Source organism: Streptomyces sp. NBC_00454 (genome assembly GCF_041434015.1).
GTDB lineage: Bacteria > Actinomycetota > Actinomycetes > Streptomycetales > Streptomycetaceae > Streptomyces.
This window is the reverse complement of record NZ_CP107907.1, coordinates 7,544,513-7,558,460: the sequence shown is the minus strand read 5'-3', so window position 1 is coordinate 7,558,460 and position 13,948 is coordinate 7,544,513. Positions and strand designations below refer to the sequence as shown.

Genomic DNA, 13,948 nt, shown 5'->3' with positions numbered 1-13,948 from the left:
TTGACTGGTCGCCCGAGGGTTCATCCCTGCATGCACGGGGAGCAGGCTCGCTGAGCTGCGACTCTATCCTGATGGTGCGTTGGTTTGGAGCACCTTCGCCGAGTCCGACAAAAGGGCTATCGGGGCCTGGTCTGACCCATCCGGCGGGCCTGTTGTTCGGCGTAGGCCGCCGCCAGATGGGCCTGGGCGGAGATCGTCAGCGGGTCGGACTCCCCCAGGATCGGGACGCTCATGAAGAGGATCCTGCGGTAGAGGCGGATGGCTTTGCCCAGGTCTCCCGCCACGTGGTGGGCTTGGGCGAGGTTGTGGCCGGCCGTGAGGAAATCGACGTGCCCGGGGCCGAATGCGCGCTTCGCGGTGCGGTAGGCCGTCTTCAGCAGTGGGAGGGCCCGTTCCGTGTCTCCCGCCTCCAGGTGGGCGAGAGCGAGGTTGGAGGCCGCCTGGAGGGTCTGGGGATCGTCCTTGCCCAGCGTCCGTCCGTAGGAGGCGAGGATCCGTTCGCACAACGGGACGACCGCGGCCGGATTCCCCGCCTCGCGGTGGGCGTTGGCGAGGGCGTGGAGGGCGTTGAGGCTCCGGAAATGGTCCTCACCCAGTGTGCGGACGTATGCGGTGAGGGCCTGCTCGAGGAGGGGGACCGCCCGGCCCGGGTTGCCAGCGGCCTGGTAAGCGGACGCCAGGTTGAGGCGGGCGGAGGGGATGTGCGGGTGGTCCTCGCCCAGCATGCGCACGCTCGTGGCGAGGGACTGCTCGGACAGGGGAATCGCCGTATCCGGATCCCCCCTCTCCGCGTGGACGACAGCGAGGTTGCTGCGGGCGTTGACGGTGTCGGGGTGGTCCTCGCCGAGCACCCGCAGCCGGTCTTCGAGTACCTGGGCGCAGAGCAGGATCGCCCGGCCGAGTTCTCCCGCCGCCCGGTACGCCGAGGCCAGGCTCTCGCGGGCGGCGAGGGTGTCGGGGTGGTCCTCGCCCAGCACCCGCAGCCGGTCTTCGAGTACCCGCTTGCAGAGCGGGATCGCCCGCTCCGAGTGCCCGGCCTGGACATGGGCGTCGGCGAGTTGGCCGCGGGCGGTGAGGGTGTGGGGGTGGTCGTCGCCCAGGGCGCGCGACCGGTCCTCGACCGCTTGCTCGTACTCCTCGATCGCGCGGCCCGGGTCTCCCGACTCCCGGTGCGCGAAGGCGAGGTTGGTGCGGGTGGCGAGGGTGTACGGGTGGTCCTCGCCCAGGGCGCGCTCCTGGCCGCGGCGGAGCTGTTCGTACAGCGGGACGGCCCGGGCCGGGTCTCCCGCGGCCTGGGACGCCTGGGCGAGGATGAGGCGGGCGGCGAGGGTGTCGACGTGGTCCTCCCCCAGCACACGGGTGCTGATGGCGACGGTCCGCTCCTGCAGGGCGACCGCCCGGTCGAAGTGCCCAGCCGCCAGGTAGGCGTTCGCCAGACCGCAGCGGACGAGGATCGCGACGTAATGCTCTTCGCCCCCCAGACGGATGCTGTCGGCGAGGGCCTGCTCGTACATGGCCGTCGCGCGGCCCACGTCCCCGGCCTCCAGGATGACGCCCGCGAGATTGGACCGGGATCCGATGCTGAGCGGATGGTCCTTGCCCATCTGCTGCTCGGTCACCGCGATGGCCCGCTCGAACAGCTCAACGGCCCCGGCCAGGTCACCGATCGCCTGGCGGGCGGCCGCGAGGTTGTTGAGGGAATCGGAGGTGCGGGGATGGTCCGGCCCCAGCTTCCGTTCCCGGAAGGCGAGCGCCCTCTCATGGTGCGGGACGGCCCGGTCGGCCAGCCCCTGGCTGTGGAGGTATCCCCCCGCCTGGTTGAGGAGATCCGCCGTATCGGGCAGGTCGTCGGAGTCCGGCGCGTTGCGGACCAGGGCGTCGATGTGCGGGATCAGGCTGCGCCACTGGGGCCATGAGGCGGGTTCCCGCCAGGACATGGGGAGAACGACGGCGTGCAGGAGACAGGTCGCGCGGACGCGGTCCACCTCGACGCGCATCCAGTTACGGTGCGGGTCGTCGGGGTCGGGCGTACGGGCCAGATCCTGTACGAGGCGGTGCACCGAGAGGGTGCGGGTGGCCGGGTCGACACCGATCATGCTGTAGCCGTTCAGGAGCCCGATCGCCCCGGCGACGTCGGGGGGCGCGGCCGTCCCGTCGAGGAGGTGGGCGGGGATGCGGTCGGGGGCGTACCAGGCCAAGGTGCGCAGGAGGTCGACCGCGGACGGCTGGAGTTCGCTGATGCGGTCCATCGTCACGCGCCAGACGCGGGCGACGGTTCGCTCGGCCGCGGTGCGGCCTTCCTCACCAGCCCGCTGAAACGTTTCAGCTGGTTCCTGGCGCAGGAGGTCGAGGTAGTCGCGCGGGGTGAGCAAGGGGTTCCGGGCCAGGTAGAAGGCGGCCTGTCGGACGGCGAGGGGCAGATGGCCTAGTCCGGCGCACAACTCGGCGGCGCCGTCCAGGTCGCGGGGGCCGGCCGCGTTGACGATGTCGGTGAGCAGGGTCAGGGACTCGGCCGGGTCCAGGACGTCGAGGCGGATGACGGTGGTGGCGGTGGTCCACGTCGTGGCGAGCCGGCTGGTGATCAGAAACCGGCCGCCGGGGGCGCGGGCGAGCAGTCCGGCGATGTCGGCCGGGTCGCTGACGTTGTCGAGGACCAGCAGCCAGCCGCTGTGCCCGGCCAGCCACTGCAGCGCGTACTCGGCCAGGGCGTCCGCCGTGAGCACCTTGGCCAGCGCGGGCTGCAGGGCGATGGCCAGGCCGGCCAGCCCCTCCTGGACGCCGGCCGGGCTGTCGGCGGTGATCCACCGGATCGTCTTCAGCCCGCGGGAACGGGATCGGGACCGGGTCGACGCCCAGTGGGCCGCCAGGGCGCTCTTGCCGACTCCGCCGAGTCCGTGGACTGCCTGCAGGTGCACCTTGCCGGGCGTCCTCAGGGCGGTGTCGAGGGCGTCGAGTTCGGACGCCCTGCCCACGAAGTGCGCGGGCAGGTACGGCAGATCGTTCATCCCCCGAGGGGCCTTCACCTTGGCCGCCGACCGCAACACCTCGGGTGGCAGCAGCACGGAGGAGTGATCGTTGTAGATGCCCGTGACCGCGATGCCGCCGTTGTCGGCGACGGCGTTCCCGCTCCCCGTCACCTGCTGCACGGAGGGATCGGGAGGGACGTCACCCGTCACGCGCAACCCTTCGACGGCCGTGCCCCGCGCCATGGTGCGCCCGCCCTTGTCACGCCGCCTGCCCCAGCGCCATTTGGCCACGGCCGCGCCCTCCGTCCTTCGGCTCTTCGGTCTTCGTGCTTCGTACTTCGGCGATCGGTCTTCGGTCTTCGGCCATCGGTCTTCGGCCATCGGCCATCGGCCATCGGCCATCGGCCATCGTTGTCCGCCCGACGGCTGCCTGATGGCTGTACATCGGATTACGCGCCGGCTACGCGTCAGTGATGCCGCTGACCGCTCGGGAGCCCGGGCCGGTGGCCTCCGCGTCCCCGGTGTTGAATGCTCGCGCCGACCGTCCGCCCCCTCCCCCGGCACGCTCGACGCCCGTCACCGCAGTGCCCCCGTCCCTGGCCACCGCCCTACCGGTGGCCGCGGCCACGTCACCGTCCGAGCCCGTGACGAACGCGAGCAGCGCCCGCAGCTCGTCGGCCGCGCGCCGCTGGTCCTCGGGATCCAGGCTTTCCAGCAGGGTCTCGAAGCGTGCCTGCCACATGCCCGCCTGCCGTACGCGTTCGCTCTCCTGGTCCGCGGTCGTGCCCGGTTCCAGCGCACGCGAGGTCCGGTCGAGGCGTTCCAGCTCGGCGTCACCACGCCCGGAGAGCTCCGCCACGCGCCGCCGCACCGCTTGCCACGCGTCGGTCCCGGCGGCCTGTGCCACCGCACCGCCCGCGGCCGCCGCCAACGTCGTCAACGCCTCGACCAGCACGATCCTCCCCCTTGGGCTACGGGTCGACGCCTGGGCCGGCCGACCGAAAAGACAGTAGAACCACCCTAAGGAGGGCACGGGTTACCGGAGCGGAAATCCAGAAACCCGAAGATCCCCAACGCGCCCCACCCTCTGGGGCAGCCTCCAGGGGCCCCGGCCATGGACATGACCGGGCTTCGGAGTGACGGCCCGTGTCCACAGCCACAGCCACAGCCACAGCCACGACGAGCACGTGTCCCAGAGCCGGAGCGCGGAGAGCCGTACCGGGAAACTCACCGGCCTGAACAGGCCTTGCGCCAGCAATGACAGTTCCCGATTCGCTGCCCTCGCCGAGCGAAACCATCGCGGCGCCGGCCTGATCCGTCGCCCTCGCGTCCGGGATCCAAACAGATCCACACACCTGCCGACGCCTTGGCGTCAACCCGCCTGGGCGATCGAGCCGTTCACCGGCTGGGTCTGCGGCAGCGCCACTTGCGACGGCGGCACCCACACCCTTTTCACGCGAGCACAAAAACGAACCACCCTGACGAGACCAACCCACCCCCCCCACAGAAAGGGAATGAATAAGTCCGATTTCGCCAGAGTCCGGAAATCGACCCTACGAAGGGAAGGGGGAATCCGTACAGGTTTTTCTTACGATTCCCTTACATGATCAATCTCACTTGACAGGCAATCCGGCAACCATTGCCATGAACCAGACATATAGATCTGACAAAACGTTGACAGGCTTGCACAGAGTAAGGAGCGTGCGCCTGACCTTCGTTCACCGACGCGCATAGCGAGGACCTCCGCCCATGAGGCCATCACTTTCTTCACATGACCCCAGACCCGGAAGACTCCGGCGTCGACAGGCGTCCGCGGCCGCCATGCTTCCCCTGGTCGGCGTAGCCGTGCTGTCCCTGGGGGCCGGGCTGATCGCCGCCCCGAGCGCCTTCGCGGAGAACGGCCCGGCCAACCACGGCCCGGCCAACCACAACTGGCCGGCTTCGACCCCCAAGCCCAAGCCCACTGCCGAGCAGAAGGCCTTGGAGGCCGCGCTGGCGCAGGCCAAGAGCATGGGGAAGCGGGTGGTCGTCGACCACCTGACGACCGCGAACTCGCAGACGTTCGCCAATCCGGGTGGCACGCTCACCGTCGATGCCGCGTCGGCCCCGGAGCGGGTGAAGCAGGCGAACGGTTCCTGGCGCGCGATCGACACCACCCTCAAGGTCAACGCCGACGGCACCATCTCCCCGACCGTCGTTCCCTCCGCGCTGAGCATCTCCGGCGGCGGTACCGGGCCGATGGCCACGATGACGACGGGCGACGGCAAGAAGCTGGCCTTCAAGGCCCCGTTCAAGCTGCCCAAGCCCACGCTCGACGGCAACGACGCCCTCTACAAGAACGTCCTGCCCGACGTCGACCTGCGCCTGACCGCCACCCAGCTCGGCGGCTGGAGCCAGGTCCTGATCGTCCGCACCGCCCAGGCCGCCGCCAACCCGGCCCTGAAGAAGATCCGCCTCGACGTCGACGCCCCGGGGCTGCACACCTCCGCCGACGCCGCGGGCAACATCGCCTTCAACGACGTCCAGGGCAAGGCCCGTTTCACCAGCCCCACCTCCTTCATGTGGGACTCCGCCAAGACGGCCACCCCGGACACCGCCGCAGCTCCCCAGAGCGGCGCCAAGGCCGGTAAGTCCGCAGCCGTGAGCGGAGCCGACGCCGCCCCGCAGGCCGCCCCGGCCCCTGCCGCCGCCGACGCGGTGGCGACGTCCACCGCCGACGCACCCGGCGACACCGCCAACGTCAAGCCCATCGCCGTCAAGACCGACGCCACCGGCATCGACCTGACCCCCGACACCTCCCTCCTCGGCCAGGGCACCGGCCCCTGGTACATCGACCCGGGCGTCAACCCCACTGCCGACAGCGGCAACCAGGCGTGGTCGCAGGTCCAGGAGGCGTACCCGGACACCAACGAGTTCAACGGCACCTCGGACGGTCAGAACACCCCGGCCGCCGGCTACTGCGGCTACTCGACGTGCACCATCAAGGGCCGCACGCGCGCCTACTTCCAGATCGGGATCAACACGGCGATCCACGGCGCCGAGGTCCTCGACGCGCGGCTCTACGCCACCGTCGTCTCCTCCTCCAGCCCGAGCACGGCCACCCCGATGGGCCTCTATCACACCGGGGGCATCAGCAGCCCCACGAGCTGGAACCACCAGCCGTGTGACAAGAACTCGCGGATGGGCGGCTGCACGAAGATCGGCGGCGCCACCATCTCGGGCACCGGTGAGATCCAGTACGACGTCACCGCGCAGATGAAGAACGCTGCCTCCGGCCGCTGGTCGACCTTCACCTTCGGCCTCGCGCCGGACGACGAAGGCAACATGTACTACCGCCAGCGGTTCAACAACACCCCGCACGTCGTCACCACGTACGACTTCCAGCCCTTCGTCGGCAACCCCCGTACCAGCCCCACCCCGGGCTTCGCCGGCACCGGCTCCTACTCCGCCTGCACCACCCCCGGTGCGGCCCAGCCCTGGGACAACCCGGGCTGGATGGGCGCCAACACCAACGTCTACCTGACGTCCGACACCTGGTCGCCCACCGGCCGTCAGCTCCAGACGACCTTCCAGATGTGGGACGACGACGCCGCCGGTGCGTCCCAGTGGTTCCAGACCGGCTGGAACGGCTCCTCCGGTGACGTCGTCGTGGACGCCGGCAGGCTCATCGAAGGCCACCAGTACGGCTGGACCGCGCGCACCACGGACGGGACGCTGACCAGCGCCGAGACCGGCTGGTGCTTCTTCCGGGTCGACCGGACCGCTCCGTCCGCCTCCGTGACCTCGACGGACTTCCCGGCCTCCGGCACCACCGGCGGTCACCCCAAGCGGGTCGACGAGCCGGGCACCTTCACCCTCTTCGGTGCGGACAACGCCCCGACCACCGGTACCAACCGCAGCTCCGGCCTGGCCTGCGCCCGCTGGACCACGGACCCGGTCAAGGCGGCTTCCGACTGGAACTGCACCGACACGGACTCGCAGATCATCAAGACCTTCACCGACGGCAAGGCCACCGTCAACTACACCCCGCGGGCCTGGGGCACGAACTACCTGTACCTGCAGACGCAGGACAACGCGGGCAACATGTCCCAGCCCATCGCCTACAGCTTCTACGTCCCGTCGAACCCGAACAGCCCGGCGCCGATCTTCGGCGACATCAACGGTGACAAGAAGGCCGACGTCGTCCTCGCCGACTCCGCCGGCAACATCCGTCAGATCAACGGCGGCGGCGACCCCGCAGCCTCCCCCGTCGCCCTGGCCCGCTCCAGCGTGAGCGGCAACGGCTGGAACGGCATCCAGCTCACCCACCGCGGCAGCCTCGGTTACAAGAACGTGGACGACCTCCTCGCCCACGAACCGGGAAAGCCCAACCTGTACGTCTTCACCAACAACAACACCGGACTGGTCGACAGCCAGGCGCCCAACAAGGTGGACAAGCCCGGCTCCTGCGCCAAGACCGACGGCACCCCCATCGTCTGCGCCGACTACGGCTTCGGCATCGACTGGTCCAAGGTCACCCAGATCGCCGCCTACGGCTCCATCACCGGTGACAGCAAGGCCGGCCTGCCGAATTCCCTGCCCCAGACCTCACTCCTGTGGGTGGAGAACGGGCGCCTGTGGCTCGGCATCCCCGGCGCCACCAACCAGCTCGACTCGCCCGCGTACCTGATCTCCGGCAACGACACCAAGTGGGACAGCTACGAGCTGATCACCCCCGGCCGTGCCAAGGGCACCAACTTCGCCACCCTGTGGGCCCGTAACAAGACCGACGGCGGCACGCTCCACGCCTTCACCGTCACGGGCGGCACTCCTGATGCCCCCGTCCTCACCGCAATCGCCGACCCCGCGGCCGGCGCCATCTCCGGCAAGATCGACCCGGCCCGCTACCCCCGCGTCGGCTCCGACGGCGACCTCACCGGCGACAACATCCCCGACCTCTGGGCCGTGGACAAGGAGCAGCAGCTCGTCTCCTTCGCCGGCGCCGGCACCGCCCCCAACGGCACCAGCATCCTCTACCCCACCGTGACCGGCGTCGCGTCCGCCTTCACCCTCCAGGGCAACCTCAACACGCCCACCGTCCAGTGGAAGCTGAACGCCGTTTCCGGCACCAGCACCCCCAGCGCTGGCGGCAACAAGTACCCGGGGACCGTGGCGGGCGCCGTCACCTTCCCCACCGAAGTCATCGATGGCCGTAGCACCAAGTACGCGGCGTTCGGCGGTGCCGGGTCCAGCATCACCACCACCGGTCCGGGCATCGACACCCGCAAGGACTTCACCATCACCACGTGGGCCAAGCACGGGTCGACCAGCCCCGGGCCCACGACGAGCATGATCGTCAGCCAGGACGGCACGCAGAACAGCTCGTTCATGATCTACGGCGACAAGAACACCGGTCAGTGGCACTTCGCCATGGCCAACGCGCAGGGCGGAGGCTGGCCCTACGACTACACCAGCGTCGCCAACCAGTCCGCCCGGTGGACCGCTGACACCTGGACCCGCCTGACCGCCGTCTACAACGCCGGCACCGGCCTGATGAGCCTGTACGTCAACGGCGTCCTGGCCAGCACCGGCCACCACGCGGCGAACACCAGCCCCGCCCCCAGCGGTTCGATCGTCTTCGGCCGGTACAAGGTCTCCGGTGCGAACTCGGACACCCTGAACGGCGGCGTCAGCAACTTCGCCGCCTACAACTACGCGGCCGCGCCCACCGCGCCCGCGGTCACGGGCCGGATCACGCTCAGCGCGGCACCCGCCCCGGGCATCTGCATGGACAACGACTACGCCCTCTCCAATGACGGCAACAAGATCCAGATCGCGGCCTGCAACGGCACCGCCGCCCAGGACTTCGACGTACGGGCCGACGGATCCCTCCGGATCCAGGGCAAGTGCGTGAACGCGACCAATGCGGGCACCGCCAACCTCACCCTGCTCGAACTGCGGACCTGTGGCGGTACTCCGACCCCGGCCCAGCAGTTCGTGCCCCGCGCCGACGGTTCGATCTACAACCCGGTCTCCGGCCGCTGCGTGGACCTCGGCAACTACAACACCACCCCGGGCACCCAGCTCTGGCTGTACGACTGCAACCCCTCCAACGCCCAGCGCTGGAGCATCACGACCCTGGGCACCGCGCCCCTTCCCGTCCCCACCCTGGACGCGGCTCCCTGATCCACCCGTAGCACCACAGCACGTCAACGGCCGCCCCTCCCACCCGGGAGGGGCGGCCGTCCTCATGGGCCCTGTTTCCTGGGCCTTCTGCTCGGCGTCGCGTATGTCTGGCTCACCCAGCCGCAAGACCTGCCGCGACTGCGCCACCGCCTCGCCCACCACCTGCTGGTCGCGGGGATGCCGCGGGAAGCGCTGGAGCAGTTCCGCCGCATCGGCCCGTACTGCGGTGCGAGCCCCTGGAACCTCGACCCGGCAGGCACCGCCGCCGCCTTCGACCACGCGCGCGGCCGGGCGGCGTACGGGTCACGCGGCTGACGGAGACCGTCCACCCGCCGGACGCACAGGGCCGGCGCCGGGTCCGCTACGACGGCTTCGTCCTCAGAGCGCGATCGGCCGGTACTTCAGGGCCTCGTCGATCCGCAAACCTGGGACGAGCCGGCCGGACCGCCTCCCACAGCGCCGCGAGGCCCGGGCCGGCGCCGCCGGCCCGCGCTCGCACCGAGCCTGGATGAACGTCTTCAACGCACCGCCCGGCGGTTCCCCCCGGAGTTCGATCCGATGGTCATTTGTTCGATCGCAGCAAACGCGAAATGGGCGGGACTCCCCCACTGGCTCATGACCGCTCCTGCCGGACCGCTTCCGGGCTTCGGGGAGAGCTACGCGTTCAACCTCTGGCGTCGGCCGTTGAGCCGAGGGAGTGGGAGGCCACGTTGGAGGGTCCGTCCTTCCGATCCCGCGTCAGCCGTCCGGCGCTTCCTGCCCAGCAGCTTCGGCTCGATCTCCTTCCGGCGGGTCTGATCACTCGGCTACTGCCGCCTGCCATGTCCATGAGGTGCGGCGAGGGCGGTGGTCCAGGTCGCCCCTTCCCGTACACCAGAGGAGGACCTGCGTGGGGTCACCGGGCGGAGCGTCGGGGAAGAGGCGGCGGAGCACTACTTCACAGAGAGGGGCCGGTGGCAGCCAGGGCACCCCCAGTCCTTGGGTGATGTCATGGGTGTGGAGGAGGATCTCGGCGACACCCATCGCCGCGAAGCCCGGCGGGTCGCAAGGACCAAAGTGCCAGGCCCGCGCCTCCGGTCCGGTCGTGGCCAGCGCACTGGCGAGGAGCCCCGCGCAGGCGGCGACCACCTGGAGCACCTCCCGCGGGGAGCTGTCCGAGCGGACCGCGAGGTCGAAGGACAGGTAGCCGTCCGTAGCGCGCGCGGCGACCTGCCCGGCGTAGGCGAGCAGGTCATGGGCGATATGGGCGGCCGTCGTCCAACAGCTCCATTCCAGCGAACCCGCCGGCACCGACCAGTCCTTCGCGTCATGCGGGCCGAGCACCCGCTGCATCTCACTCACGGCCTCAGTGAGGTCTCGGCTGTCGATGTAGCGCATCAGCCGATGCTACGGCTGCGCGCACGAGCATTCAGCCGGCCACGGCCGGACCACTATCGGGTTTACAAGTGGTCGGCCAAACCCAGCCGCAGGAGAGTGGTGCCGGCGGAGGACCGGGTCCTCAACACCGATCGCGCGTGAATCCCGGGAGACGGCCAGGGGCGTACGCAGCGGGTGTGCAGGGCGGTTTGACGTGGCGGGCGCATGGCCAGGACCGTCAGCGGACAAGCACCCGCGGGCGCCCCACACATGGTCCAGAACATTGACGGGCTACAGGCACCAACGCAATTGCGGTATCAGATCCAACCCCGCTGAGCGGCCTTTGCTCCGGCCTCGAACCGGCTTCCGGCCTCCAGACGAACCATCAGGTCCGCCATCATTCGACGCACGCTGCGAAGGGATACTCCCAAGCGCTTGCAGGCCGCCTCGTCGGTGAGACCGGATCCCAGGAGCCTCAGCAGTGCTTGCTCTTGCGAGGTAATTCCCTCGTCGGTTCTCTGGTCCGAGGTGCCCAACGGGTCTGCGAAGTTCCAGATGGTGCCGAACATTGCGATCAGTGCCTCGACGACGCCGGCCACGCTCACCAGCAGCGCTTCCTGCGATTGAGAGTCGACTGGGATGATCGCCATCTCACGGTCGATCACCGTCAGCCGTCTCGGGAGAACCGGCGCGGTCCGCACTTCACCGCCGAGTTCGGTGAGCCAGGAGGCGTAGTCGCGAGCGGCCCTGTCGTTGCGGATGCTGTCCAAATACAACGTCTGGAGCTTGACGCCGCGCTGCATGAGGTCCTCGTCGAGGACGCGGCTCGATTCCATTCCCTTCGGGTCCAGACGGGAGAGCGGAATAATCGCCAGGACTTCCGATGAAATGCCGAACGAGAGCCGTTCAAAAGTCCCTCGGATCTCATCCACACCTCGGAGGACTTCAATCCCCTCGGTTGCACCCACATAGGGGTGTGCACCGATTTCGGCGACCAGTTCGGAAGCCGCGACACTGCTCAGCTCCAGCTCGTGCTGCACCCGGAAGAGTTCTGCCTTCCGTTGGGTGACCAGCGCCTCCAAGGCGACTTTGGGGCTGATCAGAACAGACTGCCGGGCTGTACTCGTCGGCCTGACCAAGGCGAGGTCGGCGAGCTCATCCATGCACGAGCGAACCACCTCGTCGTCCATCCCGACCCCACGACTGATTTCCTGCACGCCCATCTCTGGATGGGTGACGATGGCCCTATAGACCCGCTCAGCTGAATCTGTCAGCCCAAGCCCCTCCAAGCCGCCCATCGCACACTCGCCCCTCTTCCAGACCCGGATTGATCGCAGGCAATCGTAACACAAGAGATTCCGTCAAAATGCCTTATGGAATTCCATTCCTCATCGTATGGAGTTTCCGTCCCGCCCGTATCCTGCCGGTCAGATCCCAATGAGTGGGTAAGGGTTCATCTTGACATCCAGGAGATGGAAATCTTCGAAGACCACCCTCAAGGATTCCTCCACCGATTCCTCGGCTTCATTCAATGTGGCGGCGACGACGAACATGGAAACAATGAGCCCACCGGGGATCTCCACGGCCCGAACGTGCTGCACCGACCCACCCTTCGCACACTCTCCTTTCATCGATTCAATGGCCGACGCGGCGCACGAGGAAAATTCCGAGTGGGAATCCTTTCGACTCTTCAGCTCGGCTCGAATGAGGTACACGACCTCACCTCCCCCTCTTTGAATCATCAAGCATTCGAATCATCCTACAGCTCATCCGAAATGACCCCTATCTTCTTGAAATGTGATCTCTGTATGGGGGAGAAGATCAGAAGGTCGATGGAAATGCCGACGGCAAGGATCAGCAAGATCGCCAGGAACACGCCGGGCATGTCGATGTTGTTGCGGCCGTTTTCGAGGAGCTGGCCCAGGCCCAGGCCCAGGTCGGGAGAGCTGGCGATAATCTCGGCAGCCATCAGGGAGCGCCAGGAGAACGCCCACCCCTGCTTGAGACCGGCCAGGTAGCCGGGCAGAGCCGCCGGCATCACCACGTGCCGAATGCCCTTGAAGCCGGTGGCACCGAGGTTCCCGCCTGCGCGTAGGAGCAGAGGCGGGACCTGGTCCACGCCCGCCAGCAGGCCGTTGGCGATGGAGGGCACGGCGCCGAGCAGGATCACCGCGTACATCATCGAGTCGTTCAGGCCGAGCCAGATCACGGCCGGCGGCACCCAGGCCACCGAGGGCAGGGATTGCAAGCCGGACAGGATCGGGCCGATCGCGGCACGCACGAAGCGGACCCGGGCCACGAGCAGGCCCAGCGGCGTGCCGATCGCCAGGGCCGCCACGAAACCGAGCAGGCCCCGCGAGACCGAGGTCCACACAACCTCCAGGAGCGTGCCTTGCAGCCACATGTTCGCCAGGCCGTCCCAGACCGTGCCGGGCGAGGGCAGCTTGGTGGTGTCGGCGACCTCCATGGAGACCAGGGACTGCCATAGGGCGAGCACGAGCGCGATCGCGGCGACCGGCGGGAGGACCTTCTTGACGAGGACTTCACGGACCGGGGTGCGGTGGGTCTGGACGGCGTCGAGGGCGTCGAGGCCCGCTTCCAGTCCGGCGAGATCGTCCGTCCTTGGCTTGGGCTGGGCCTCGGCAGTGGTGTCAGTGCTGGCCATGGCGGCGGATCTCCCCACGCAGGTGTTCAGTGATCTCAAGGGACAGCTCCGCCACGTCCGCGTCCTCGATGCGGCGCGGCTGCGGGATGCCCACCCGCCATTCCTTGGCCACCCGGCCGGGACGAGAGGACAGCAGGACCACTCGCTCCGCGAGCCGGACGGCCTCGCGCACGTTGTGGGTGACGAAGAGGACCGACAGGCCCTCTTCCTCCCAGATGCGGGTCAGCTCGTTGTGGAGCACGTCCCGGGTGATGGCGTCCAGGGCCGCGAACGGCTCGTCCATCAGCAGCAGCCGGCTGTCCTGGGCCAGGGCCCGGGCCAGGGCCACACGCTGGCGCATGCCGCCGGACAGCTCGTGGACCCGCTTGCCGTACGCCCCGCCGAGCCGGACCAGTTCCAGCAGCCGCTCGGCCTCGGTCCGGCGCTCGGACTTGGGGACCCCCCGTAGCCGCAGGGCCAGCTCGATGTTCTTTCCGGCCGTCAGCCAGGGGAACAACGCGTGATCCTGGAACATCAGGGCCGGGCGCCCGCCAGCGGTCTCGATGGAGCCCGCGCTCGGCGCGTCGAGCCCCGCGACCAGGTTCAGCAGTGTCGACTTGCCGCAGCCCGAGGCGCCGAGGAGGGTGACGAACTCGCCGGGGGCGATGTCGAGTGTGATGTCGTCGAGGACGTGCTGGTGGCCGGCCGGGCCGGGGAACGACTTCGAGACGTGCTGGATGCGGGCGGCATGGGTGGCTGCCGCGGTGTCGCCGGGGTCGTCGGTGGCTTGGGCGAGCATGGCGGGCGGGGCCGTCAC

The 13,948-nt window shown here is 68.9% G+C and carries 9 protein-coding genes; 2 read left to right on the top strand and 7 right to left on the bottom strand.

Annotated elements, in window-relative coordinates:
- Positions 1-116 precede the first annotated feature (116 nt).
- Both OHU74_RS34515 and OHU74_RS34510 read right to left on the bottom strand, forming a co-directional pair.
- On the bottom strand, positions 117-3,257 hold the full coding sequence (locus OHU74_RS34515) for a tetratricopeptide repeat protein (RefSeq protein WP_371614234.1): 3,141 nt from the start codon (positions 3,255-3,257) through the stop codon (positions 117-119).
- Between the two features lie 169 nt (positions 3,258-3,426).
- The gene (locus tag OHU74_RS34510; protein WP_371614235.1) at positions 3,427-3,921 is read right to left on the bottom strand and encodes a hypothetical protein; all 495 of its coding nucleotides are present in this window, start codon (positions 3,919-3,921) and stop codon (positions 3,427-3,429) included.
- Between the two features lie 866 nt (positions 3,922-4,787).
- On the opposite strand from OHU74_RS34510, the gene OHU74_RS34505 reads away from it, so the two are divergent.
- On the top strand, positions 4,788-9,131 hold the full coding sequence (locus OHU74_RS34505; protein ID WP_371614236.1) for a ricin-type beta-trefoil lectin domain protein: 4,344 nt from the start codon (positions 4,788-4,790) through the stop codon (positions 9,129-9,131).
- Between the two features lie 177 nt (positions 9,132-9,308).
- Positions 9,309-9,446: a hypothetical protein gene (locus OHU74_RS34500; protein WP_371614237.1), complete on the top strand. Its 138-nt coding sequence runs from the start codon at positions 9,309-9,311 to the stop codon at positions 9,444-9,446.
- A gap of 483 nt (positions 9,447-9,929) precedes the next feature.
- Here OHU74_RS34500 and OHU74_RS34495 read toward each other — a convergent pair whose 3' ends face one another.
- The 5 genes from OHU74_RS34495 to OHU74_RS34475 form a co-directional block, all read right to left on the bottom strand.
- Complete coding sequence (locus tag OHU74_RS34495) at positions 9,930-10,472, bottom strand: maleylpyruvate isomerase N-terminal domain-containing protein (RefSeq protein WP_371614238.1); 543 nt, start codon at positions 10,470-10,472, stop codon at positions 9,930-9,932.
- Between the two features lie 332 nt (positions 10,473-10,804).
- Complete coding sequence (locus OHU74_RS34490; protein ID WP_371614239.1) at positions 10,805-11,785, bottom strand: helix-turn-helix transcriptional regulator; 981 nt, start codon at positions 11,783-11,785, stop codon at positions 10,805-10,807.
- Between the two features lie 129 nt (positions 11,786-11,914).
- Positions 11,915-12,202: a hypothetical protein gene (locus OHU74_RS34485; protein WP_371614240.1), complete on the bottom strand. Its 288-nt coding sequence runs from the start codon at positions 12,200-12,202 to the stop codon at positions 11,915-11,917.
- A gap of 44 nt (positions 12,203-12,246) precedes the next feature.
- Complete coding sequence (locus OHU74_RS34480) at positions 12,247-13,152, bottom strand: ABC transporter permease (protein ID WP_371614241.1); 906 nt, start codon at positions 13,150-13,152, stop codon at positions 12,247-12,249.
- The gene (locus OHU74_RS34475) at positions 13,139-13,930 is read right to left on the bottom strand and encodes an ABC transporter ATP-binding protein (protein ID WP_371619533.1); all 792 of its coding nucleotides are present in this window, start codon (positions 13,928-13,930) and stop codon (positions 13,139-13,141) included. Before OHU74_RS34475 ends, OHU74_RS34480 begins: the two co-directional genes overlap by 14 nt.
- Positions 13,931-13,948: the final 18 nt, after the last annotated feature.

Bases quoted from the DNA above. Each gene is read 5' to 3' on its own strand.
- OHU74_RS34505 (WP_371614236.1), top strand. From the start codon at position 4,788: ATGCTTCCCCTGGTCGGCGTAGCCGTGCTGTCCCTGGGGGCCGGGCTG.
- OHU74_RS34500 (WP_371614237.1), top strand. From the start codon at position 9,309: ATGCCGCGGGAAGCGCTGGAGCAGTTCCGCCGCATCGGCCCGTACTGC.
- OHU74_RS34490 (WP_371614239.1), bottom strand. From the start codon at position 11,785: ATGGGCGGCTTGGAGGGGCTTGGGCTGACAGATTCAGCTGAGCGGGTC.
- OHU74_RS34480 (WP_371614241.1), bottom strand. From the start codon at position 13,152: ATGGCCAGCACTGACACCACTGCCGAGGCCCAGCCCAAGCCAAGGACG.
- OHU74_RS34475 (WP_371619533.1), bottom strand. From the start codon at position 13,930: ATGCTCGCCCAAGCCACCGACGACCCCGGCGACACCGCGGCAGCCACC.